This is a genomic window from Citrobacter sp. R4 (genome assembly GCF_026719175.1).
Taxonomy (GTDB): Bacteria; Pseudomonadota; Gammaproteobacteria; order Enterobacterales; family Enterobacteriaceae; genus Citrobacter_A; species Citrobacter_A sedlakii.
Genome location: NZ_JAPPSU010000010.1, coordinates 121,614 through 146,207, shown reverse-complemented (window position 1 = coordinate 146,207; position 24,594 = coordinate 121,614). Strand labels below are relative to the sequence as shown.

General features: G+C 55.2%; 21 protein-coding genes. 8 read left to right on the top strand and 13 right to left on the bottom strand.

Annotated features, from left to right (window positions below):
• Position 1 precedes the first annotated feature (1 nt).
• From OOJ60_RS18805 to OOJ60_RS18770, 8 genes are all read right to left on the bottom strand, one after another.
• Positions 2-1,027, bottom strand: a complete 1,026-nt coding sequence (locus OOJ60_RS18805) for an ABC transporter permease (protein ID WP_181822887.1) — start codon at positions 1,025-1,027, stop codon at positions 2-4.
• Positions 1,027-2,121 (bottom strand): microcin C ABC transporter permease YejB, encoded by a 1,095-nt coding sequence (locus OOJ60_RS18800; RefSeq protein ID WP_181822888.1) that lies wholly within the window; start codon positions 2,119-2,121, stop codon positions 1,027-1,029. Before OOJ60_RS18800 ends, OOJ60_RS18805 begins: the two co-directional genes overlap by 1 nt.
• On the bottom strand, positions 2,122-3,936 hold the full coding sequence (locus OOJ60_RS18795) for an extracellular solute-binding protein (protein ID WP_199956682.1): 1,815 nt from the start codon (positions 3,934-3,936) through the stop codon (positions 2,122-2,124).
• Between the two features lie 91 nt (positions 3,937-4,027).
• Complete coding sequence (locus tag OOJ60_RS18790) at positions 4,028-5,584, bottom strand: cyclic di-GMP phosphodiesterase (protein WP_042284559.1); 1,557 nt, start codon at positions 5,582-5,584, stop codon at positions 4,028-4,030.
• 197 nt (positions 5,585-5,781) lie between these two features.
• Entirely contained in the window at positions 5,782-6,351 is a 570-nt protein-coding gene (gene mepS / locus OOJ60_RS18785) for a bifunctional murein DD-endopeptidase/murein LD-carboxypeptidase (protein ID WP_042284555.1), read from the bottom strand.
• A 414-nt stretch (positions 6,352-6,765) separates the two neighbouring features.
• Positions 6,766-7,479 carry a phosphatase PAP2 family protein gene (locus OOJ60_RS18780; RefSeq protein ID WP_205613038.1) on the bottom strand — a complete coding sequence of 238 codons (714 nt, stop codon included), beginning with the start codon at positions 7,477-7,479 and terminating at the stop codon, positions 6,766-6,768.
• Positions 7,480-7,517: 38 nt separating this feature from the next.
• Complete coding sequence (locus tag OOJ60_RS18775) at positions 7,518-8,504, bottom strand: CobW family GTP-binding protein (RefSeq protein WP_205613037.1); 987 nt, start codon at positions 8,502-8,504, stop codon at positions 7,518-7,520.
• A gap of 116 nt (positions 8,505-8,620) precedes the next feature.
• Positions 8,621-10,087, bottom strand: a complete 1,467-nt coding sequence (locus OOJ60_RS18770) for a mannitol dehydrogenase family protein (RefSeq protein ID WP_199956685.1) — start codon at positions 10,085-10,087, stop codon at positions 8,621-8,623.
• Positions 10,088-10,290: 203 nt separating this feature from the next.
• Here OOJ60_RS18770 and uxuA point away from each other — a divergent pair, with 203 nt between their 5' ends.
• Positions 10,291-11,481, top strand: a complete 1,191-nt coding sequence (gene uxuA / locus OOJ60_RS18765; protein WP_042284545.1) for a mannonate dehydratase — start codon at positions 10,291-10,293, stop codon at positions 11,479-11,481.
• Between the two features lie 111 nt (positions 11,482-11,592).
• Here the strand turns inward: uxuA and yeiP are convergent, their stop codons facing one another.
• A complete protein-coding gene (gene yeiP, locus OOJ60_RS18760) occupies positions 11,593-12,165 on the bottom strand; it encodes an elongation factor P-like protein YeiP (RefSeq protein WP_042284542.1) in 573 nt (190 codons plus the stop codon).
• A gap of 139 nt (positions 12,166-12,304) precedes the next feature.
• Between yeiP and OOJ60_RS18755 the strand changes: the two genes are divergently transcribed.
• The gene (locus OOJ60_RS18755; protein ID WP_042284539.1) at positions 12,305-12,559 is read left to right on the top strand and encodes a YkgJ family cysteine cluster protein; all 255 of its coding nucleotides are present in this window, start codon (positions 12,305-12,307) and stop codon (positions 12,557-12,559) included.
• Here the strand turns inward: OOJ60_RS18755 and setB are convergent.
• Positions 12,556-13,737 (bottom strand): sugar efflux transporter SetB, encoded by a 1,182-nt coding sequence (setB, locus tag OOJ60_RS18750; protein ID WP_042284537.1) that lies wholly within the window; start codon positions 13,735-13,737, stop codon positions 12,556-12,558. The two genes, OOJ60_RS18755 and setB, sit on opposite strands and share 4 nt — an antisense overlap.
• Positions 13,738-14,104: 367 nt before the next feature.
• Between setB and fruB the strand changes: the two genes are divergently transcribed.
• The 6 genes from fruB to OOJ60_RS18720 all read left to right on the top strand — a co-directional run bounded on the left by fruB (position 14,105) and on the right by OOJ60_RS18720 (position 21,361).
• On the top strand, positions 14,105-15,235 hold the full coding sequence (gene fruB / locus OOJ60_RS18745; protein ID WP_060569325.1) for a fused PTS fructose transporter subunit IIA/HPr protein: 1,131 nt from the start codon (positions 14,105-14,107) through the stop codon (positions 15,233-15,235).
• Positions 15,235-16,173, top strand: coding sequence for a 1-phosphofructokinase (gene fruK / locus OOJ60_RS18740; protein WP_042284532.1), 939 nt, complete (start codon positions 15,235-15,237; stop codon positions 16,171-16,173). The genes fruB and fruK overlap by 1 nt, the downstream gene beginning before the upstream one ends.
• 16 nt (positions 16,174-16,189) lie before the next feature.
• Positions 16,190-17,881 carry a PTS fructose transporter subunit IIBC gene (gene fruA / locus OOJ60_RS18735; RefSeq protein WP_060569324.1) on the top strand — a complete coding sequence of 564 codons (1,692 nt, stop codon included), beginning with the start codon at positions 16,190-16,192 and terminating at the stop codon, positions 17,879-17,881.
• Positions 17,882-18,163: 282 nt separating this feature from the next.
• Positions 18,164-19,105 carry a pseudouridine kinase gene (locus OOJ60_RS18730; RefSeq protein WP_060569323.1) on the top strand — a complete coding sequence of 314 codons (942 nt, stop codon included), beginning with the start codon at positions 18,164-18,166 and terminating at the stop codon, positions 19,103-19,105.
• Positions 19,093-20,028 carry a pseudouridine-5'-phosphate glycosidase gene (locus OOJ60_RS18725; protein ID WP_181822895.1) on the top strand — a complete coding sequence of 312 codons (936 nt, stop codon included), beginning with the start codon at positions 19,093-19,095 and terminating at the stop codon, positions 20,026-20,028. Before OOJ60_RS18730 ends, OOJ60_RS18725 begins: the two co-directional genes overlap by 13 nt.
• A gap of 82 nt (positions 20,029-20,110) precedes the next feature.
• A complete protein-coding gene (locus tag OOJ60_RS18720; protein WP_060569321.1) occupies positions 20,111-21,361 on the top strand; it encodes a NupC/NupG family nucleoside CNT transporter in 1,251 nt (416 codons plus the stop codon).
• A 60-nt stretch (positions 21,362-21,421) separates the two neighbouring features.
• Here the strand turns inward: OOJ60_RS18720 and OOJ60_RS18715 are convergent, their stop codons facing one another.
• The 3 genes from OOJ60_RS18715 to OOJ60_RS18705 all read right to left on the bottom strand — a co-directional run bounded on the left by OOJ60_RS18715 (position 21,422) and on the right by OOJ60_RS18705 (position 24,536).
• Positions 21,422-22,513 (bottom strand): sugar kinase, encoded by a 1,092-nt coding sequence (locus tag OOJ60_RS18715; RefSeq protein WP_060569320.1) that lies wholly within the window; start codon positions 22,511-22,513, stop codon positions 21,422-21,424.
• On the bottom strand, positions 22,510-23,373 hold the full coding sequence (gene nfo, locus OOJ60_RS18710; RefSeq protein ID WP_205613036.1) for a deoxyribonuclease IV: 864 nt from the start codon (positions 23,371-23,373) through the stop codon (positions 22,510-22,512). The genes OOJ60_RS18715 and nfo overlap by 4 nt, the downstream gene beginning before the upstream one ends.
• Before the next feature lie 113 nt (positions 23,374-23,486).
• Positions 23,487-24,536, bottom strand: coding sequence for a YeiH family protein (locus OOJ60_RS18705; protein WP_042284519.1), 1,050 nt, complete (start codon positions 24,534-24,536; stop codon positions 23,487-23,489).
• Positions 24,537-24,594: the final 58 nt, after the last annotated feature.

Here is a 24,594-nt window from a genome sequence, read left to right as displayed (position 1 = left end):
GTTATATCGCCTTATTCGGATCGAAGGCATCACGGACGGCCTCACCGATGAAGATCAGCAGCGAGAGTAAAATCGCCACCGACAGGAAGGCGGTGATCCCAAGCCAGGGCGCCTGGAGATTATTTTTGCCCTGCAAAAGCAGCTCGCCCAACGAAGGCGATCCCAGCGGTAAACCGAAGCCGAGAAAGTCCAGCGAGGTCAGGGTGGTGATGGAACTGCACAAAATGAACGGCAAAAACGTTAGCGTGGCCACCATCGCGTTGGGCAGCATGTGGCGGAAAATAATACTGCGGTCGCTGACGCCTAGCGCCTGGGCAGCGCGAATGTAGTCGAAATTACGGGTACGTAAAAACTCTGCGCGTACCACGCCCACCAGGCTCATCCAGCCAAACAGCACCGTAATCGCTAACAGCCACCAGAAGTTAGGCTGTACGACGCTTGAAAGCAGTATGATCAGAAACAGCGTCGGCATCCCCGACCAGACTTCGATAAACCGCTGTCCCCACAGGTCGACTTTTCCGCCGTAATAACCCTGTAGCGCACCGGCCAACACACCCATTACGCTTGAGCACAAGGTCAGCATCAGGCCAAACAGAATAGAGATACGGGTGCCGTAGAGGATCCGCGCCAGCACGTCGCCGCCATTAGCGTCTGTACCCAACCAGTTTTGCGCCGACGGTGGCGAAGGGAAGGGGGTGTCGGTGGCGAAGTTAATGCTGTTTGCGCCAAAGCGAACGGGCGCCCAGAGGATCCACCCGCGATGTTCCAGTTGTTGCTTCAGCCATGGGTCCTGGTAGTCCGCTTTTGTCGCCAGCGGCCCGCCGAAATCACTCTCGCTGTAGTTTTTGACCAGCGGGAAGTACCAGCTTCCGTCATAGCGCACCAATAGCGGCTTATCATTCGCCACCAGTTCAGCGCACAGGCTCAGCGCAAACAGGACAAGAAAGATCCATAACGACCAGTAGCCGCGGCGGTTGTGACGAAAACGCGCCCAGCGGGCTTGATTCACGGGGCTTAAACGCGCCATTAGCGTCCCTCAAAATCAATACGCGGATCGACCAGCGTATAGCTGATATCGCTAAGGATATTCAGCAGCAGGCCAATCAGGGTGAAGATGTACAGCGTGCCGAACATCACCGGATAGTCGCGGGACACCGTGGCCTCGTAGCCTAAGAGTCCCAGACCATTCAGTGAAAACATCACTTCAATCAGCAGCGAGCCGGTAAAAAACATGCTGATGAAGGTGGCGGGAAAGCCGGCAATCACCAGCAGCATGGCATTACGGAAAACATGCTTCCAGAGAATGTTTTTTTCGCTCACCCCTTTTGCCCTGGCGGTGACCACGTACTGTTTGCGGACTTCATCAAGAAATGAATTTTTTGTCAGCATGGTAAGCGCGGCAAAGCCGCCAATCACCGTGGCCAGTACCGGCAGGGTAATGTGCCACAGATAGTCGGTTATCTTCTGATACCAGGGCAGGGTGTCGAAATTCGCCGAGACCAGCCCACGCAGTGGAAACAGATCGTAGTAGCTGCCGCCGGCAAAGAACACGATCAGCAAAATGGCGAAAAGAAACGCCGGAATGGCGTAGCCGATGATAATGAACGCGCTACTCCAGACGTCAAAGCGGCTGCCGTTATGTACCGCTTTGCGGATCCCCAGCGGAATGGAGACCAGATATATGATCAGCGTGCTCCACAACCCAAGCGTCACCGAAACCGGCAAACTGTCTTTAATGAGCGTCAGCACGGAAGCGCTGCGAAACAGGCTGTCGCCAAAATCGAAGCGGAGATAGTTCCAGAGCATGGTGAAATAACGTTCATGCAGGGGTTTATCAAAGCCGTAGCGTTGGGTGATTTCAGCGATAACTTCCGGGTCGAGCCCGCGGCCGCCCCGGTAGTGACTGTCGCTGATATTGCCGATGCCGGTTTGCGCATGGCTGGCCCGAACGCCCTCGCTCCCCGCGCCAGGGAGCGCCCCAGCCTGGCCAAACTCAATGGCGGCAATCGCCTGGTCGACCGGACCGCCTGGGGCGATCTGCACGATAAAAAAGTTAATGGTGATAATGGCCCACAGCGTCGGGATAACCAGCAGCAGCCGGCGAATCAGATAGGCGCCCATTTACTCTCCCTGTCGTCTGGAGGCGGGTAGTTTTGCCGCGCGATTCACGTCATACCACCAGGTATCCAGGCCCAGAGTATATATGGGGCGGATGGCGGGACGGGAGAACTTATCCCACCAGGCCAGTCTGTCTTCCGCCATATACCACATTGGCAGCATGTAGTAATTCCATGTCAGCACCCGGTCCAGCGCGCGACCAAGTGGAATAAGTTTTTCTTTGTTTCCCTGCGCGGCGATGATTTGCGCGATCAGGCGATCAATTACCGGACTCTTTACGCCGGGCGCATTATAACTGGAGTCAATGTATTCAGAGGCCCATGAGATTTGCAGATCGGAACTTGGCCACGGCATCGCCCGCCACAGACGCGGCATCATATCGTAGTCGCGGCTACGCATACGGTTGGTGATTTGGGAATTATCGACCTGGCGAATATTCATCGTGATGCCCAGGCGCTGAAGATTATGCTGGAACGGTAAAACCCACTGACTGTTGCTGCCTGCGGAGATGAGCAGTTCAAAGATGAGCGGTTTCCCGGTCGCGTTGTTAACCCGCTGCTGGCCTTTCAATACCCAGCCCGCCTCTTTCAGGAGCGCGTCCGCTTTCAGCAGATTCTCTCGATCGTAGCCGTCGCCTTTGGAAACAGGGGGCTGATAGATCTGGCTAAAGATCTCCGGTGGCAGATCCTTTTTCATTGGCGCGAGCAGCACCAGTTCGTCCGCGTCGGGATACGCCCTGGCCGCATACTCGGTATTCTGGAAATAGCTGTTTGCCCGGCTCCAGGCGTTATAAAACAGCGCTTTGTTCATCCATTCAAAATCAAAGGCCAGCGTGATGGCTTCGCGGACGCGGCGGTCGCTGAACACCGGACGCTGGATATTAAACGCCAGCCAGCGCGTGTCCTGCGCTGATTCATTCTTCTGCTCGTCTTTGACGATGTACTGTTTATCAAAGTTTTTTCCCACGTAACGCGTCGCCCAGTTTTTCGCGTCGCCTTCCAGACGCAGGTCAAATGCTCCGGCTTTAAACGCTTCGAAAGCCACATTGTCGTCGAGATAATAGTCGTAGCGGATAGTGTCAAAATTCCAGCGCCCGCGATTCACCGGCAGGTTAGCCGCCCAGTACTCTTTCACCCGCGTATAAACAATGTATTGACCCATTTTCCACTGGCTGATGCGGTAAGGTCCGCTGCTTAACGGCGGCGTCGATAATGGATCGCTGAGCTTATGATCTTTCCAGTAAGACGCCGGCATCACCGGCAGCGAGAACAGGCTGAGCATATCTTCTTTACCTGGCTTCGCTAACACCATCCGCACGGTCAGCGGCGCAATGGCTTTTACGGTCGTGCCTTTGTAAACCAGGCGGAACTGAGGAACGCCTTCGGTCATAAACTTGTGGAAGGTAAAGGCGACATCTTTTGCCGTAATGGGGGTGCCGTCGTGAAAGCGGGCGCGCGGGTTAATCGTCACTTCCACCCAGGAATAGTCGTCGGCATAGCGAGCGCTCTCGGCAATTAATGGGTAGTAGCTGCCTGGCTCATCGTCCGACGTGGTGAACAGCGTGTCGTAAAGCTGCTCGGTACGCGCGCCGGGGTTGCCGCGCAGGGCATAACGATTGAAATTGTCAAAGGTGCCGATGGCGGAAAGGGTGATCTGTCCCCCTTTCGGCGCGGCCGGATTAACGTAATCAAAATGATCGAAATTAAAGGCGTATCGTGGCTCGCCCAGAACGGAAAAAGCATAGCTCTCTTTAATTGTCTGGGCCTGGATGCTAAAGGCCATTGACAGAACAATCAGCAGCAATACGCGAACAATCATTTGCAACGGGATTCCTTATCGTGACTGCCTGTCAGCGCAGGCAAGGGAATAATAGGGCAGGCTGTGCGTATTGTGAATCCGAGTTTGCGTATTACCTCTTCAGCGTAGGGGGCTCTGACACCCAGCGCACAAAATCGTCGAGCGGCAGCGGTCGGCTGATCCAGTAGCCCTGGAGGAAGCGAACGCCTCTGTCTCGCAGCCATTTCGCCTGCTCGGGCGTTTCCACGCCTTCGGCCACTGTCATCATATTAAGGCGCTTCGCAAGGGTGAGCACGGCGTCAAGCACCGGTGAAGTGACCGTTTCCATACCGATCGCGTGAATAAAGCCGCGATCGATCTTCAGATAATCCAGGGTGTAACGCTCCAGATAAATAAGCGCGCTGTGTCCGGTACCAAAGTCGTCGATTGCGATTTCAAAGCCTGCGTTGTGCAGCCATTCAAACAATTGCGCGGCTTCGTGCTGCTGGAGCATGTCGCGTTCGGTAATTTCAAGCACCAACTGAAAATGATTTGGCGGCATCGCGGCAGCCAGCTGGCGCACATCGTCTTTAAAACTGCTGCTGTGCAGATGGTCTGGCGCGATATTGATGCCAAATTTCGCCCCCACGGGCAAAACGGCTTGTAAGGCAGGCGCGTCGCGTGCGATCAGCCTGAACAGATGCTGCGTCAGCGGCACGATCATCTGCTGCGCTTCAGCGTAATTGATAAACGCATCGGGGGGGATCTCCCCGGCGGTTGGATGCTTCCAGCGGAGCAGTACTTCGAGGCCGGTCACGCGCAGGGTTTGCGTATCGACCACCGGTTGATACACCACGTAGAACTGATCGCGTTTAATGCCAATCAGGATCTCCCTGCCGGGGCGCAGGCGCAGAGACAGAATGTAATAACAGAGCAAACCGGCGATGCTGCCGCCCATGCCGCCAAGCAGCAGGGCATACCACAATTCCGGCCAGGTCCAGTTGGTTGCGTACAGACGAATCGTCATCGGCACACCGTCGATTTTGGCTTCACGTATCGGGTTATCGCCCAGCTCGTTAAGGGTCAGCAAATGGTCGGAAAAGGTGGAAAGCGCGTTGTTGCCGACGATAATCGCCACACCGTCAAATTCCTCCTGTCTTGCGGTATAGAGCAGGTAAGGGGTGAGATTGATATTCAGTGAGGTGAATACGCCGCTGTTAACCAACAAAGGATTACGATACCAGATCGCCATGGCCGGTTTATTGGGCATCATGGGCGTGCCCGGCAGAAGCGCCATATCAATGTCTTTGCTGATATCAATTGCGGGCACCAGTTCGTTCAGCAGCGTATCCATCGCGCCGGTCGCCGAGGAGCAAAAGGCTTTTTTTTCCTTCACCAGAAGAAATGCACGTACGTTCAGACTAAACGCGGCGCGGGAGGTCAGCTCTGAGCCCACCTGCTCGCAGGTGTTCAGGGTGAACGGCTGAAGGACATCAGACGTGGTTTTCAGGTCAGCAAAATAGCTGTCCAGATAATGCTGAATGTCGGAAATTAAGGTGTCGTATTTTACTTCTCGTTTATGCCACGCCATCAGAAATTGCAGGCTGCTGATAAACAGGGCAACGATGACCCCGGTAACCAGACAGGTCAAGATGATTTTTCGACCAGACGTTAAGACGCGAGTGAACATGATACCGGGTTTGACCTTACGGTTGCCGCTGATGGCGAAAATGACGTAATTACAAGACTATAGCCTGGATTGCTTCGGCGAGACATATTTTTCCCCAATACGGGCGGGGGACAGGGCAAAAAAAAGCACCGCCGAAGCGGTGCCTGCAATGTATTCCGGAGTCTCGTCAGGATAGCCAAGGGATAGCAACCTCACGATTAACTGCGGGTAAGAACCCGACGCGCTTCGTTGTAGCGCTTTTTCCAGTACGGCTCGTTCATGCTGGAGATGATGACGCCGCTGCTGGTGGATGCATGGACAAACTGGTTATTACCAATGTAGATCCCCACATGACGACCTGTTGATCCTGCGCGAAACAGAACCAGATCGCCGGTACGCAGATTGCTGCGTGACACCGATTTACCGGTTTCCTGCTGTTCGTAGGTGGAGCGTGGAAGCTCTAAACCAAACTGTTCCCGGAATGTACGCTGTACAAAACTGGAACAATCAATGCCTTTCTTGGAGGTGCCGCCGAGACGATAACGCACGCCTTTCCAGTCGGCATACTGATCCATAATCCGCGATTTTACATCGAGGTTACGCACCATACTCTCAAATTCATCCTGAGAAGCTTGCAGTGAAGAAGTCTCCTGACTCACACCAAGCGTCTCAGAATGCACATTCTTTGCGGTGTTGGATGGCGTACTACATGCCGAAAGCAGTACCGCTACTGCTACCGCGGGGATCCCGCGCAAGATATATCTCAAGAACGGTTGAGATTTGACCATTTTGTGTGTTTTCCCTTGAAGTCCTTAACGATAAATATCGTTATAAAAAATGCCAAACGTGACGAGACTAATTACCAGCGCACAATGAGACAATTCTTTAAGCACAAAAGTGTGGCAGAACGCACAAATTTATTCGCGGCAAGAATAATTCCCTGGCGAGGCAAAACGAGTCCGAGGTTACCGTAATGCAACAGGCTTTGCGAGCGATTTTATCTGAATTTTTATAAGAAATTGTGATAGGGAAAGTGAATAAACGGGATTGGTTAAATTAAGTACAAAAAGAGGGAAATATACGCAACTTACTCATTCATAACAGGAATAGTGTGACAGGAAAATGACAATAATAAAGATAAATTTACCTTGCACATCAGCAGAGGGATAAGCAAACCCCCTGATGATGTTAATCACTTTAATTTATTTGTTTAAAACTTGTTTGTTTTGACCGGGAAGATAATGGTCGAAAAGTCCAATCAGCCGATCGCTTAATGGTGTCATCAGGCACCAGGGCAGCCCAATCAACACCACGGTCAATGATCCAACGACGATATCAGTCAGCCAGTGGGCGCCAATCATCACGCGCGGAAAAGCAAAAACCAGCGCAATAACCAGGCCGATCGCGCCAGCGGTTTTGCCGAAATAGCGCAGCATAAAGGCGGCGAAAATAAGCAGCATCATGCCGTGATCGCCAGGAAAACTGTCGCGCGATGCATCTTTCGTCGGAATATGCAGCAGCTCGCTGACGCGATAAATGTGTTCAAAGCTGAGCGTTGGGCTGGCGCGTTTGACGGGCAGCAGCGCCTGGCCCAATTGATTGAGAACCACGGCGGTAAGCAGCATCACCAGACCTGTCATGACGATGCGACGGCGACCCGCAGGGGTCTCTTTCAGCCAAAAACTGAGCATCAGACAGCCCATCGCCAGCAGCGAACAGCCGTCAAACGCGCGGTTATTGGTGAGCGCGACCAGCCACAGAAATGCGCGGCTTTCTACCAGCTTCTGATTAAAGAAGTGGAAAATGCTGGAATCGGCGGTGGACCAGATTCCGTGCTGAGCAGGAAGATACCAGCTCATGAATAAGGCCAGGCCTGCCGCGTTCAGCAGAAGTATCAGGGACAACCGGGTTTTCATAGTGACATCTTTTCGCTGTTTATTGGCGGCAGACAACCTTACCCGTGGTCAGCTAAACGAAGCTTCAACAATGCGGACTGCAGCGCATTCCAGTCGGCATCACGACTGGAAATCAGCTCAATGCGGCTATCCGGCGGGGCAACGTTTTGCGTTTCAATATGCAGATCGTCACCCTGGCGATTAATACGCACCAGCCCTTCCGGGATGCGCATCACCCCTTTCACCCGTCCAACCGGCGCCAGCCGCGCCCATTCCAGCAGGCCAATGGTGTCGAAAACGGTATCGGCATCGAAAATCCAGCCGCAGGCCTGGTGCCCCTGTCCACTGTTGAGGCTGCGTCGCCACCGCTGCTGGGCGGGCAGACTCAGCGCCGCGAGCCCTCTTTTTTCCGGATGGCTGTGCGAGTGCGCTTCGCTGGCGGGGAGCGCTTTCAGGTTAAGGCGGGGTAAATCCAGCAACTGAGCGTCAATTTGTCCGTGTTCGGCGTGAACGAGCTGGCGATTGTCGCCATTTTGCCGCCACCAGGCGTCCAGCGCGCGCGTGCTCTCTGCGCTTGCACGATCGCTTTTATTCGCCACCACGATATCCGCTGCGGCCAACTGGTCGCGGAAATTCTCATTGGCAACGGTTTTTTCATCCAGTAGGAGGCGTGGGTCGAGAAGACATAAGGTGGCGCGTAAGTCGATCCACGGCTCGTATACCGGCGCGGTAAGCAGGTCGAGGATCTGTTTTGGATGACCCAGCCCCGTTGGTTCAATCAGCAGACGATCCGGCTTTCCCTGACGCAACAGGGTATTCAGGCCAACCTGCATCGGTAAGCCGTTAACGCAACACATGCAGCCGCCGGGAATTTCTTTCAGCAATGCGCCGCTGTCGGCGAGTAGCGCGCCGTCGATACCGACCTCGCCGAACTCATTAACCAGCACCGCCCATTTTTCTGCGGGATCTTTGTGTGCTAACAGATGAAGGATGGAGGTGGTTTTTCCGCTTCCCAGAAAACCAGTGATGAGGTTAGTTTTGGTCACGCCTGCTCCAGAACGATATGCCGTAACGATTTGCATTAATCCTGGCGAAAAAAAGCGGAAAAGAGAAGGGCGGGGCGAACGAACGCGGCATTCGTTCGCCTTAATGGCAGAAATTGTTAAATTTTTAACGTACTGATGACCGCCTGATGCGCGCCGTGCCGGGCAAGATGCTGCCAGGCTGTTTCAATAGCCTGCACAAAAGCAGGGTTTTTCGGCAGATCGCTACCAAAAACTTCCTGTAAAGTGAGCAGGTTTGCCACCTTCTCGTTTTCACCCACGTTGGCGACGAGCAGACGAATTTTGTCGCTCAGCGGATCGCGAACGTCAATTGGCGCGCCCGCGTCGTCAACGCCGCACACATAGCGCATCCAACCCGCGATGCCCAGCGCCAGCAGCGGCCATGCGCTGCCGCGTTCAAGGTGAATTCGAACCCCCGCCAGCATGCGTTGCGGCAGTTTTTGACTGCCGTCCATCGCGATTTGCCAGGTTTTGTGCTTCAGCGCCGGATTGGCGAAACGGGCGATCAGGCTTCCGGCATAGCGCTGCAGATCGACATCGGTAATGCTCAGCGTGGGCGCCTGTTCGCGCATCATCAGTTGATACGCGGCTTCACGGAAGGCCTCGTCCTGCATACATTCGCTGATATGCTGAAATCCGGACAGGTAACCCAGATACGCGAGGAATGAGTGGCTGCCGTTCAACATTCGCAGCTTCATCTCTTCCCAGGGCCGGACATCGGTGACCAACTGAACGCCCGCGGTTTCCCATGCCGGGCGCCCGGCGACGAAGCGATCTTCAATGACCCACTGGATAAACGGCTCGCAGCTGATGCCGCACGGGTCGGCAACGCCCAGCGCCCGGGAGATTTCATCCAGCGTTTCGTCTGTGGCGGCGGGGACAATCCGGTCAACCATCGTCCCGGGAAAGCTGACATGCTCGCGGATCCACATTGCCAGCGCCGGATCGCGCTTTTCGGCCATTCCCAGCACCGCGTTTTTTACCACATGACCGTTGTCAGGAATGTTATCGCAGGACAGTACGGTAAAAGGGAGTAGCCCCCGCTCACGACGGCGGGACAACGCTTCGACCAGAATGCCCGGCGCGGAATGCGGCTCACCCGGTGAGTCAATGTCGTGCCGAATACGCGGATGGGTCAGATCGAGCGTGCCGGTAGCGGGGTCAATGCAGTAGCCTTTCTCAGTGATAGTCAGCGAGACAATCGCCACCTGCGGCTCGCAAAATTTTTCAATAATCGCGGTCAGCGAGTCGAGCTTTGCGTTCAGACATTCATGGACAGCGCCGATAACGATCGCCTGGTTGCCGTTCGCGCCTTTCTCCAGCACGGTATATAAATGATCCTGAGCGCGGAGCTGACTCATCAGCCTGTCGCCGCTGAACAAGCTGATCTCACAAATGCCCCAGTCGCCGCCTTGCGCATTCAGTACCCGGTCGGTAAGTAGCGCCTGATGGGCGCGATGAAACGCGCCGAAACCGAAATGGACGATACGCGAGGCGAGTCGGCTGCGGTCATACTGCGGCGTCCGGACGCTATCGGGCAGGATGGCTGAGGCAATAGTAGTCATTTTTTATACACCTGATTAACGATAAATTAACACGCTCAGTGTAAAGTTATATGACAACAAATTGAATTGGTAAGCCGAATTATTCCAGGGAATGTGAGCTGGATCAATCAATGATGCGGCCCTGATTGATCGGGGATGAGAAGCCTGTATGGTAGTCGTCATTCAATGACCCTATTTTGGTATAACAACTTGTGAGGTGAACAATGGAACAAACCTGGCGTTGGTACGGACCAAACGATCCGGTATCGCTTGATGATGTGCGTCAGGCGGGCGCAACGGGCGTTGTGACGGCATTGCACCACATTCCAAACGGTGAAGTGTGGCCGGTCGAAGAGATCAAAAAGCGTCAGGCGGTTCTGGCGGAGAAAGGGCTTACCTGGTCCGTGGTCGAAAGCATTCCGGTGCATGAAGATATCAAAACCCGTTCCGGTCAGTATCAGACCTGGATTGCTAACTACCAGCAGAGCATCCGCAATCTGGCTACCTGCGGTATCGATACCGTCTGCTACAACTTTATGCCGATCCTCGACTGGACGCGTACCGATCTGGAATACACGCTGCCGGACGGTTCAAAAGCGCTGCGTTTTGATCAGATCGCCTTTGCCGCTTTTGAGCTGCACATTCTGAAGCGTGCAGGTGCTGAAGCGGATTATACCGATGAAGAACAGCGTCAGGCGCAGGCGTATTTCAACGCCATGAGCGCGGCGGATATCGAAAAGCTGACCCGTAATATTATCGCCGGCCTGCCGGGCGCGGAGGAGGGTTATACTCTCGATCAGTTCCGCGCGCGCCTGGCGGAGTATGACGGCATCAGCAAAGACGATTTGCGTGAGAATATGGCCGTATTTCTGCGCGCGATTGTGCCGGTGGCTGAAGAAGTGGGCGTCCGTCTTGCCGTTCATCCGGACGATCCGCCGCGCCCGATCCTCGGTTTGCCGCGCATCGTCTCGACCATTGAGGACATGCAATGGCTGAAGGAGACGGTGGACAGCATTCACAACGGCTTCACCATGTGTACAGGATCTTACGGCGTGCGCGCGGACAACGACCTGGTGAAAATGATCGAAACCTTTGGCGATCGTATTCACTTTACGCATCTGCGCTCCACCTGCCGTGAAGACAATCCGAAAACCTTCCACGAAGGCGCGCACCTGCAGGGCGATGTCGACATGGTTGCCGTGGTGACGGCTATTTTGCGTGAAGAGCAGCGTCGTAAACAGGCGGGAGATCTCCGCCCCATTCCAATGCGTCCCGATCATGGGCATCAGATGCTGGACGATCTGCATAAGAAAACCAATCCAGGGTACTCGGCGATTGGCCGTCTGAAAGGGCTGGCGGAAGTGCGCGGCGTTGAGCTGGCGTTGAAACAGACTCAGTTCCGCGATCTGCTGTAATGACGCGTTATTGACGTAAAGAGGCCTGATGGCGCTGCGCTCATCAGGCCTACAGCGAAGAGAGCACTGGCCGGATAAAAGGTTTACACCGCCATCCGGCTACCTCTTCTGTTAATCCGCGCGTCCCATATAGCGACGTTCTTCGATATGAATGCGGATTTTCTCTCCGGCGCTCAGGTATTCCGGTACCAGAATCACCAGACCGGTACTCAGGGTCGCAGGTTTGTTACGTGCGCTGGCAGAGGCGCCTTTAATCCCTGGCGCGGTTTCCACGATCTCCAGATCCACTGTCTGCGGCAATTCAAGCGCCAACAGTTGTCCGTCCCAGAGCAGGACCTGCATGTCCGGCATGCCGCCTTCAGGAATAAACTGCAATTCCTCTTCGATTTGATCCTGGGTAAAGGTATAAGGCGTATAGTCTTCTTTATCCATGAAGACATATTCATTGCCGTCGATATAAGAGAAATCGACGCCACGGCGGTTCAGGGTCACGGTATCAACGATATCATCGCCCTTAAAGCGCTCTTCAACTTTCAGACCGGTACGGACGTCGGAGAAACGCATTTTATACAGCGTCGCCGCGCCGCGGGCGGTAGGAGACTGAATATCGATATCTTTCACAATCAGCAACTTGCCGTTGTAGTTCAGTACCATACCTTTTTTGATTTCGTTCGCTCTTGGCATCGAAAAGATCCTGTTGTGGAGATTAGCTAAATTATCGCGTCAAACTACTCGCGCCGGGGCTTTCAGGCAAGCGGAATTCGCACTTTTACTGGTATACAAAAGGTGGTACTGTCCGGACGTCAAAAAAAGAGAGCCCGTTATGGAATGCCGTCCGGATTGCGGGGCGTGTTGCACCGCCCCCTCGATTTCCAGCCCCATCCCCGGCATGCCCAATGGCAAGCCCGCCAATACGCCGTGCGTCCAGTTGGACGCGCGCCTGCGCTGCAAAATTTTTGGTTCGCCGCAGCGTCCTAAAGTTTGTGCCGGACTGCAACCGGACGCCGAAATGTGCGGACGCAGCCGCGAACAGGCGATGACGTACCTCATCGAACTGGAAGCGATGACCGCGCCTTAAACATCTTTGATTCGTGCCAGACAGGCCATGGTGGCAATAATCATCACCAGCGCAAACCAGAACACCGCGTGGTAATTCCAGATCTCCGCGGCAATGCCCGCCAGAGAACCGGCGATGATCCAGCCCACGCGAATGGTGTTGGTATATAAGGTGGTGGCGGAACCCGCCTGGCCCGGCATCAGATCCTGAAAATAGAGCATGCCGATACCGCCAAGAATGCCGATATAGATAGCGTTCAGCAATTGCAGACCCAACAACACCGCCGGGGAGTGGGCGACCAACATTCCCGCATAAAAGCAGAGGCCCGCCGCGACGGCGATGCACATTAGCAGCCGTTTACCCAGACGTTTCGCGAAGTAGCCCGCAATCAGCATGGTTGGGATTTCCAGCCCGGCAGCGGTTCCCATCATCACGCCAGCCAGCTTCTCCGGAAGATGTAACTCGTTGATAATAAACAGCGGCATATTAATGATATACAGGCTGTTAGTTCCCCACATCAACGTACAGATCGCGAAAAGCAGCAGGGTATCGCGACGGTTGCGGCGCGGCGCTTCCAGCGCGCCGGTCGCCAGCGTGGTCTCTTTACGCATAGAGGGCAAAAAGAACCACACCATCGCGCCGCAGACCACAAACGCCACTGCGGCGCTCAGGTACATTACCGTAAAGCTGAAGCCCATCGCCAGCGCATAGGCCAGCGGCGGACCAATCACCCAGGCCAGCGATACCTGGGCGCGTAGGATCGAGCTGAACATTACGGCTTCCCGCCCGGTACGGTCGGCGTGCTCGCGGGCCAGCGCAAACATCTGCGGGTTGGCTGTCGAGCCAAAGCTGCTCAGGAACACCCCGATAAACAGCAGAACAAAGTAGTTGCGGTTCCAGGCGAATAACACGCAGGCCAGCATCCCCAGCGCGCAGCAAAAAACAATCAGCGTTTTACGATCGCCCTTTTTATCTGAACGTCCCGCCAGAAACTGGCTTACCAGTATGCCGATCACGGCGCTGCCGGTAAAAAAGAAGCCGACCATACCCGGTCGCGCATGCACTTCATCGGTGAGAAAAAGGCTCAGCGTCGGGGTCTGAAGCGCGCCGGCAATGCCGGTAAGAAAGGCGACAATAAGGAAGGCCGTAGACGTCAGGTCAAACGTTTTTGGCGCGGCGGCAGCGGGACTGTTATGCATGTTTCAGTATCAATGAGGTGACGAGACGCGGAGTTTACGCCGCTTGTCAGAAAATAAACAGGTGCCTGAATCAAATTCGACACGAAAAATCAAAATGGCATTTCATTATGCAAAGCGGGTGCTGACGCTGCTGAACTTTAAACGAAACGCGGCCCGATTTGCTTCAGCAAGGCAAAAGCGATGGCGGAAAAATGTGCATTACATCTAAATTTTGCGATCAAAAATACAACTTTTCTTGCGTGCTGAAGCAGAAAGCGCAAGACTTCTTGAAACGTTTCAGCGCTGTCGTGTTTCACTCAACGAAGCCCGTTAGCGCCTTTTTTCTCATGCAAGCTGAATCGTTTCAATTCAGCAGGAGAGGAGAACCATGTTCCAGTTATCCGTTCAGGACATTCATCCGGGCGAACAGGCCGGAGATAAACAAGAGGCCATCCGTCAGGTTGCCGCCGCGTTAGTACAGGCGGGCAACGTGGCGGAAGGCTATGTTGACGGCATGCTCGCGCGAGAGCAACAGACGTCTACCTTTCTCGGCAACGGGATCGCTATTCCTCATGGCACGACCGACACGCGTGACCAGGTGCTGAAAACCGGCGTACAGGTTTTTCAGTTTCCGCAGGGCGTCACCTGGGGGGAAGGTCAGGTTGCCTATGTGGCAATTGGTATCGCCGCCAGCTCCGACGAACACCTCGGACTGCTGCGTCAGCTGACGCATGTCCTTAGTGATGATTCCGTTGCTGAACAGCTGAAATCCGCCACCACCGCAGAGGAACTGCGCGCGCTGCTGATGGGAGAAAAACAGAGCGAACAACTGAAGCTGGACAACGACACGCTGTCGCTTGATGTGGCGGCCCAATCTCTGGTTACGCTCCAGGCGCTGAACGCAGCGCGGCTGAAAGAAGCGGGCGCCGTGGACGCGGCGTTTGTCGCCAAAACCATCAACGAACTGCCGATGAACCTGGGACAAGGCGTCTGGCTGAGCGACAGCGCGGAAGGCAACCTGCGTAGCGCCGTTGCTGTCAGCCGTGCGGCGAAGGCCTTCGATGTTGGCGGCGAAAAAGCGTCGCTGCTGGTCACCGTTGCGATGGCTGACGATCAGCCGGTGTCCGTGCTGAAGCGTCTGGGCGATCTGCTGCTCGACAATAAAGCTGACCGACTGCTGAACGCGGATGCGGCGACAGTGCTGGCCTTGCTGACCAGCGATGAGGCATTGACTGAGGATCTGCTGAGCGCAGAGTTTGTCGTGCGCAACGAACACGGGCTGCATGCCCGTCCGGGGACCATGCTGGTCAATACGATTAAACAATTTAGCAGTGAAATTACCGTGGCAAATCTTGATGGAACCGGCAAACCGGCTAATGGACGCAGTTTAATGAAAGTGGTAGCGCTGGGCGTGAAAAAAGGACACCGTCTGCGCTTTACCGCGCAGGGGACAGATGCTGAACAGGCGCTGAAGGCGATAGGCGATGCTATCGCTGCCGGTCTTGGGGAGGGCGCGTAATGAGCAGACGCGTTGCCACAATCACTCTTAACCCGGCTTATGATCTGGTGGGCTTCTGCCCTGAAATTGAGCGCGGCGAAGTCAATCTGGTGAAAACGACCGGCCTGCACGCGGCGGGCAAGGGCATCAATGTCGCCAAGGTGCTGAAAGACCTGGGCATTGACGTCACCGTAGGCGGTTTCCTCGGCAAAGACAACCAGGACGGTTTTCAGCAGTTGTTCAGCGAACTGGGCATTGCTAACCGTTTTCAGGTGGTGCAAGGGCGTACCCGTATCAACGTCAAGCTGACGGAAAAAGATGGCGAAGTCACCGACTTTAACTTCTCTGGTTTCGACGTGACCCCTGCCGACTGGGAGCGTTTTGTTAACGATTCCCTGAGCTGGCTCGGTCAGTTCGATATGGTTTGCGTCAGCGGAAGCCTGCCGGCCGGCGTTAGCCCGGAAGCCTTTACCGACTGGATGACCCGCCTGCGCAGCCAGTGTCCGTGCATTATCTTTGATAGTAGTCGTGAAGCGCTGGTCGCGGGCCTGAAAGCGGCGCCGTGGCTGGTTAAACCGAACCGTCGCGAACTGGAGATCTGGGCAGGTCGCAAGCTGCCAGAGATGAAAGATGTGATCGAAGCCGCCCACGCCCTGCGTGAGCAGGGCATCGCACACGTGGTGATCTCCCTCGGGGAAGAAGGCGCCCTGTGGGTGAACGCGTCGGGCGAATGGATCGCCAGACCGCCTTCGGTGGACGTTGTGAGCACCGTGGGCGCAGGCGATTCGATGGTTGGCGGCCTGATCTATGGCCTGCTGATGCGCGAATCCAGCGAGCATACGCTGCGCCTGGCGACCGCTGTCGCCGCGCTGGCGGTTAGCCAAAGCAATGTCGGCATTACCGATCGTCCTCAGTTGGCCGCAATGATGGCGCGCGTCGACTTACAACCGTTTAACTGACAGCAGGAGAGGCATAATGAAAACGCTGCTGATTATTGACGCTAACCTCGGGCAGGCTCGCGCGTATATGGCGAAAACCTTGCTTGGCGCGGCGGCACAAAAAGCACATCTGGAGATTATCGATAACCCAAACGATGCTGAGCTGGCTATCGTCCTGGGCGATCGTATCCCGGAAGACAGCGCGCTGAACGGCAAAAAAGTCTGGCTGGGCGACATTGCCCGGGCGGTGGCGCATCCTGAACTGTTCCTGAGCGAAGCGAAAGGTCACGCAAAACCCTATAGCGCGCCAACCGCAACGACGGTGGCGCCTGCAACCAGCGGGCCGAAGCGCGTGGTGGCGGTCACCGCCTGTCCGACGGGCGTCGCTCATACTTTTATGGCGGCAGAAGCGATTGAAACCGAAGCGAAAAAACGCGGCTGGTGGGTGAAGGTCGAAACCCGCGGTTCGGTTGGCGCAGGCAATGCCATCACGCCGGAAGAAGTGGCTGAAGCGGATCTGGTGATTGTTGCGGCAGATATCGAAGTGGATCTGGCGAAGTTTGCCGGTAAGCCGATGTACCGTACTTCTACCGGGCTGGCCCTGAAGAAAACGGCGCAGGAGCTGGACAAAGCGGTAGCGGAAGCGACGCCGTATCAACCAACGGCCAAAACGCAGTCTGCGGCGGCGGAAGGGAAGAAAGAGAGTGCTGGCGCTTACCGTCATCTGCTGACGGGCGTTTCCTATATGTTGCCGATGGTGGTGGCTGGCGGGCTGTGTATCGCGCTCTCCTTTGCCTTTGGTATAGAAGCGTTCAAAGTAGAAGGCACGCTGGCGGCGGCGCTGATGCAGATTGGCGGCGGCTCGGCGTTCGCGCTGATGGTGCCGGTTCTGGCGGGCTATATTGCCTTCTCGATTGCTGACCGTCCGGGTCTGACGCCGGGCCTTATCGGCGGTATGCTGGCTGTCAGCACCGGTTCTGGCTTTATCGGCGGGATTATCGCCGGTTTCCTTGCCGGGTATGTGGCGAAGGGGATCAGCACCCGGCTGAAACTGCCGCAGAGTATGGAAGCGCTGAAGCCGATCCTGATTATTCCGTTGATCTCCAGCCTGGTGGTGGGCCTGGCGATGATTTACCTCATCGGCAAACCCGTAGCCGGTATCCTGGAAGGTCTGACCCACTGGCTGCAAACCATGGGCACCGCGAACGCAGTACTGTTGGGCGCGATCCTCGGCGGGATGATGTGTACCGATATGGGGGGGCCGGTCAACAAAGCGGCATACGCGTTCGGCGTGGGTCTGCTCAGTACGCAAACCTACGCGCCAATGGCAGCGATAATGGCGGCAGGCATGGTGCCACCGCTGGCGCTGGGTCTGGCTACGCTGGTTGCGCGTCGTAAGTTTGATAAAGCGCAGCAGGAAGGCGGCAAAGCGGCGCTGGTGCTCGGCCTGTGCTTTATCACCGAAGGGGCGATTCCGTTCGCCGCGCGTGATCCCATGCGCGTTCTGCCGTGCTGTATCGTTGGCGGTGCGCTGACCGGCGCGATCTCCATGGCCGTCGGCGCGAAGCTGATGGCGCCGCACGGCGGCCTGTTTGTGCTGCTGATCCCTGGCGCTATCAGCCCGGTGTTGGGATACCTGCTGGCGATTGTCGCCGGTACGCTGGTGGCGGGGCTGGCCTATGCGTTCCTGAAACGTCCGGAAGCCGAGATCGCCGCGAAAGCGGCATAAACCGAATTACCTCAAGGGCAGAGAGATCTCTGCCCTTTTTTTATCTCTGTTTTGTGTTCTTCCTCTCAAGTTTTTCCTCCCTAATAAACTGTCACGATAAAAAATTGTGATTCTGTTCATATCTGTCACTTTTGGCGCTTGTCAGCCCGTTTACTTTCGACAAAAGAGGTTTACCATAAACACGTGTTTGAATATGAACATGTGCTCAAATAGTTTTTACTAAGGCGAAGTCAGGCCTTATTCTCGCTATCGTAATGGTATTTTCTTACCAGAGGGCGTGCTATGCGCGAAAAGGAATACATAATCACCATTGGTTCCGCCAATATGGATGTCGCCGGATATTCGCATGCGTCATTAAATTATGCGGATTCGAATCCAGGGAAAATAAAATTCACGCCCGGCGGCGTAGGGCGCAATATCGCGCATAACCTTGCTTTATTGGGTAAGCACTCCTGGTTAATGACCGCGGTTGGCGAAGATTTTTACGGTCGCTCGCTGCTGGCGCAAACAAACCAGTCGGGTGTGCATGTCGACAAATGCTTGATCGTTCCCGGCGAAAATACGTCGAGTTATTTATCGCTGCTTGATAATACCGGTGAAATGCTGGTGGCGATAAATGACATGAGTATTACCGACCATATTTCCGCAGCGTTTCTTGCGCAGCATCGTGATTTTATCCACGGAGCGAAGGTGATTGTCGCCGACTGCAATATCAGTGAAGACGCGCTGGCGTGGCTGTTGGATAACGCCGGTGGGGTGCCGGTGTTTGTCGACCCGGTCTCGGCGTGGAAATGCGTCAAAATTCGCGACCGCCTGTCCCGTATTCATACCCTTAAACCCAATCGTCTGGAAGCCGAAACCCTGAGCGGTATTGCGCTTGCCGGACGCGATGATGTGGAAAACGTGGCCGCCTGGTTCCACGCGCGCGGGCTGCATCGTCTGGTGCTGAGCATGGGTGGCGACGGGGTGTATTACAGCGAAAAACAGGGCGACAGCGGTTGGTCGCCACCGATTAAAACGCAGGTGATCAATGTCACCGGGGCAGGTGACGCCATGATGGCCGGACTTGCCGCCTGCTGGATGGAAGACATGCCATTAATGGATTCCATTCGATTTGCCCAGGGTTGTTCCGCTATGGCGCTGGCCAGTGAATATACAAATAACCCTGAATTATCCGTTGCGAACGTCAGAACTCTTGTGGAGAACACCGAATGTCTGAATTAACGATTTCCTCTGAATTATTACAAATTTCACCAGAAGTACAGGAAGCCTTAAATAACAAAAAACCTGTTGTTGCACTGGAGTCGACAATTATTTCTCACGGTATGCCTTTTCCACAAAATGCGCAAACCGCAATTGAGGTTGAAGAAACGATTCGTAAACACGGCGCCGTGCCGGCAACGATCGCCATTATTGGCGGCGTAATGAAAGTAGGACTGAGCAAAGACGAAATCGAATTATTAGGTCGCGAAGGACATAACGTCACAAAAGTCAGCCGTCGCGATTTACCTTTTGTGGTCGCCGCCGGAAAACATGGCGCTACGACCGTCGCCTCTACCATGATTATTGCCGCACTGGCCGGTATTCATGTTTTTGCCACTGGTGGAATTGGCGGCGTTCATCGCGGAGCTGAGCATACGTTTGATATTTCCGCCGATTTGCAGGAACTGGCGCATACCAATGTGACAGTCGTGTGCGCGGGCGCAAAATCTATTCTCGACCTCGGCTTGACCACTGAATATTTAGAAACCTTCGGTGTACCGTTAATTGGTTATCAGACTACCGCGCTACCGGCGTTTTTCTGCCGCTCCAGTCCGTTTGAGGTCAGCATTCGCCTCGACAGCGCGAAAGAGATAGCCCGCGCGATGGCGGTGAAGTGGCAAGCCGGTCTGAACGGCGGTCTGGTGGTCGCTAACCCGATTCCGCACGCGTATGCGATGGCGGAGGAAAAAATCAATGCCGCCATTGACCAGGCGGTCCGGGAAGCCGAAGAGCAGGGCGTAGTGGGCAAAGAAAGCACGCCGTTCCTGCTGGCGCGCGTGGCGGAGCTGACCGGAGGCGACAGCCTGAAGTCGAATATTCAGCTGGTGTTCAATAACGCCGTTCTGGCCTGTGAGATTGCTAAAGAGTATCAGCGTCTCGCCTGATCACACACGGGCAGGATGCGGTCGCCCGAAATAACCAAAACCTGGCTTCGCGCCGGGTTTCCTGGCATGAAGGGAAATCATTATGGACGTCATGAGAAGTCTCGTGGGTATGGCGGTACTGCTGGCGATCGCATACTTACTGTCAGTGAATAAAAAACGCATCAGTTTACGCACCGTGGGCGCAGCGCTGGTTTTGCAAATCGCCATTGGCGGTATCATGCTCTATTTTCCCCCCGGGAAATGGCTGGTGGAGCAGGCCGCGCTGGGTGTGCACAAGGTCATGTCTTACAGCGACGCGGGCAGCGCATTTATCTTTGGCTCTCTGGTTGGGCCAAAAATGGATGTGCTGTTTGACGGCGCAGGGTTTATTTTCGCCTTCCGCGTGCTGCCCGCCATTATCTTTGTCACCGCGCTGATCAGTCTGCTGTACTACATCGGCGTCATGGGCCTGCTGATCCGTATTTTGGGCGGTATTTTCCAGAAAGCGCTGAATATCAGCAAGATTGAGTCGTTTGTGGCGGTTACCACCATTTTCCTCGGGCAAAATGAGATCCCGGCGATTGTAAAGCCGTTTATCGATCGCCTTAACCGCAACGAACTGTTCACCGCAATCTGTAGCGGGATGGCCTCCATTGCCGGTTCGATGATGATTGGCTACGCCGGAATGGGCGTACCGATTGATTATCTGTTGGCGGCATCGTTAATGGCGATCCCCGGAGGGATCCTGTTCGCCCGTATTCTCAGTCCGGCAACGGAAGAATCTCGGGTTAGCTTTGAGAATCTTTCATTCACCGAGACGCCGCCCAAAAGTATTATTGAGGCCGCCGCCAGCGGCGCAATGACCGGACTGAAAATTGCCGCCGGGGTGGCGACGGTTGTGATGGCGTTTGTGGCGATAATCGCGCTGATTAACGGCATTATCGGCGGCATCAGCGGCTGGGCGGGCTTTGGTCCGGCAACGCTGGAGGGCATTTTCGGCTACATTCTTGCACCGCTGGCGTGGATTATGGGCGTTGACTGGAGCGATGCGACGCTGGCCGGTAGCCTGATCGGGCAGAAGCTGGCGATCAATGAGTTTGTCGCGTATCTGAACTTCTCGCCATATTTGCAGGCCGGGAGCACGCTGGATGTGAAAACCATCGCCATTATCTCTTTCGCGCTCTGCGGGTTTGCTAACTTTGGCTCGATTGGCGTGGTTGTCGGGGCGTTTTCGGCCATTTCTCCCCAGCGCGCGCCGGAGATTGCGCAGTTAGGTATGCGGGCGCTGGCGGCGGCCACACTCTCTAACCTGATGAGCGCGACAATCGCCGGGTTCTTTATCGGGCTGGCGTAGCGAACAGAGCCGGACAGCAACGCTTCGCGTCCTGTCCGGCCAGAAAGAAGCACCGCGCCATCAGGCGCTGTGCTCTAACAAATACGCGGCGTTATCGGCAGACAGGGTAGGGTTGTTGATGCTGACGCTGGCGCGCGAAAGCGCCGCACAGGCCATAGCAAACTGCGCGCTTTCGCGGAAATCGTTGCCCTCCAGGAAGCTGTAAATCAGCCCGGCCATAAAACCGTCGTCAGCGCCGAAGCTGTCGACGACCGTGTGCGCAGGCGGTGTGAGCAGGAACTGCTCGCCGTCTTTCTGGCTGCAAAATACCGACTCATCTTCCAGACAGACGAAAATCTGCTGAACGCCCTGCTGATGCAACGCATTAACGGCGGCAATCCGATCCGCTTCGTTGTGAACAGGGTGGCCCCACAATATTTCCAGCTCTTTTTGCGTGGGTTTCAGCGTATGAATGCGCGTGAACCAGGTTTTCACTTTTGTGGCCTTAAACTCTGACACCGTATCGATAAACACCGGAATATCGTCGGCCACCGTAAAGACCCACTCAATGGCTTCCGGGGTCAGGTTGCAATCGGCAAGCACCACGCCGGAATGGCGGATTAAGTCGCGGGAACTGTTCAGCAACTGCGGCGTCAGCTGTTGCAGGATATGGGTATCGTTAATCGCCAGCACCGTCTCTTCCTGCTGGTTGGCGATGGAGAGATAGGTGGAGGTGTTATGCCCGTGCAATCGGATACAGCTGGAAATATTTACCCCAGCCTGGCGCGTTTGCTCCAGCAACGTTTCACCGTAAAAATCACTGCCGACGGCGGAAATCAGATGCACATCGCGCCCTAACAGCGCGAGGTTATGGGCGATATTGCGCCCCACGCCGCCCGCGGAGCACTGGATGCTGCCGGGATTCGACGCCGCCTGGGGATAATGGATATCCGCCACGCCGCGAATATCCATGTTGATCGCCCCGACCACCACACAGTACGCCTGCTCGGTGAGGATATACCCTTTGCCTTTAATCACCCCTTTTCGCATCAAATCCATGATATGCGCGGCAACGCGGGAGCGGCTGATCTGCAGGATATCCGCGATTTCATTTTGCTGAATCAGAGGATTGCGGCGCAGGATTTTAAGGATCTGTTTTTCCCTGTCGTTCATGACAACGCTTCCGCCTGTTCAGTTTGCTGCGCCTTTAGCCAGGCGATCTCCTCGGCCCAGATATCCGGGTTGATGGTTTCAAGGATCAGCGGAATGCCGTCAAAGCGCGGATCCTGCATGATCCAGCGGAACGCATCGTGGCCAATGTTGCCTTCCCCTAAGCTATGATGGCGGTCAACGCGGCTGCCGAAGGCGCTTTTAGCATCGTTAAGGTGCATGCCGCGCAAATAGCGAAAGCCGACGATTCGCTCAAATTCGGCGAAGGTTTTCTCGCACGCGTCTGCGGAACGTAAATCGTAGCCTGCCGCGAAAGCGTGACAGGTGTCGATGCATACCCCGACGCGTGACTTGTCTTCCACGCCATCGATAATCGCCGCGAGGTGTTCAAATTTAAACCCGAGGTTGCTGCCCTGACCGGCGGTATTTTCAATGACCGCGGTCACGCCATCGGTACGCGAGAGGGCGATGTTGATTGACTCGGCAATCTTTGCCAGACACGCCTCTTCCGCAATTTGCTGGAGATGGCTGCCCGGGTGGAAGTTCAGTAGCGACAACCCCAACTGCTCGCAGCGCTGCATTTCATCGAGAAACGCGTCGCGGGATTTTTCCAGCGCGTCGCTGACCGGGTGACCGAGATTAATCAGATAGCTGTCGTGCGGCAGAATTTGCGCGGAGGTGTACTGGTACTTCTCGCAGGCGGCTTTGAAGTCATCAATGATTTGCGCGGTAAGCGGGGCGGCGCGCCACTGGCGCTGATTCTTGGTAAATAAAGCAAAGGCCGTCGCGTCGATTTCCGCGGCGCGAATCGCGGCATTTGCCAGGCCGCCAGCCGCGCTGACGTGCGCTCCGATGTATTTCATAAGGGACTCCTGTTAACCCGCCTACGCAACCATGATAAAACGTGAAGGACGTTGCGTATCTGATAAAGACAATCTCCAATCATAACGGGTTAACAGGGGGGGAATGTAGCAGTTTATGCAATAACGTGATGAACCAGGATGTTAATCACGCCGCCGCCTACAATCAGCCAGGCAAACAGCACCAGCGCCATCAGCAGCGGCTTCGCTCCCGCTTTTTTCAGCGCGCTCACGTGGGTGGTAAGCCCCAGCGCCGCCATCGCCATCGCCAGCAGTACCGTGTCCAGCGTGATCAACATATCGACCACCGCCTTCGGTAACAGGTGGAACGAGTTGAAAATCGCCACCACGATGAACAGAATCGCAAACCATGGAATGGTAATTTTGCTTTTTTCCGCACCGCTTGCCGGGGAAAGCTGTTTTACCCGCGCCGCCAGGAAAATCAGGAACGGCGCCAGCATCATCACGCGCAGCATTTTAGCAATCACCGCCGCGTTTTCCGCATCCGGATTAATTGCATGTCCGGCGGCAACCACCTGCGCCACTTCATGCATGGTTGACCCTATGTAAATGCCGTAGGTTTCCGGGCTGAACCAGTGCGCCAGCAGCGGATACATCGCCGGGTAGAGGAAGATCGCCAGCGTACCGAAGATCACCACCGTCGCCACCGCAACCGTCACTTTGCTCGCTTCTGCTTTAACGACAGGTTCGGTCGCCAGTACGGCCGCCGCGCCGCAGATACTGCTGCCCGCGCCAATCAACCAACTGGTATGACGGTCCAGACCAAAGACCTTCTGCCCGAGGAAGCAGGCCAGCATAAAGGTGCTGGAAAGGGTCAGAATATCGATCAGGATCCCACTTACCCCGACGTCGGCAATTTGCGCGAAGGTCAGGCGAAAGCCGTAGAGAATGATCCCCAGACGTAACAGATGCTGCTTGGCAAACAGCACGCCGCCGTCACAACTTTTCCAGATGTGCGGGTATACGGTGTTACCTATCACCATGCCCAACAGAATAGCTAAGGTGAGGGCGCTGAACCCGGCCCCCGCTACGGCGGGAATGGAACCACCCCACAGGGCCACCCCGGTAATCACTGCACTCAGGGCGAGCCCCGGAATAAAATGCCACACAGTACGACGATGATTCGTTAAGGTGAGTTCTGTCATAACCTTCTCCTTTATCTGGGCAAAAGATTACGGCGATCTGGTTTAAAAATAAAATTGA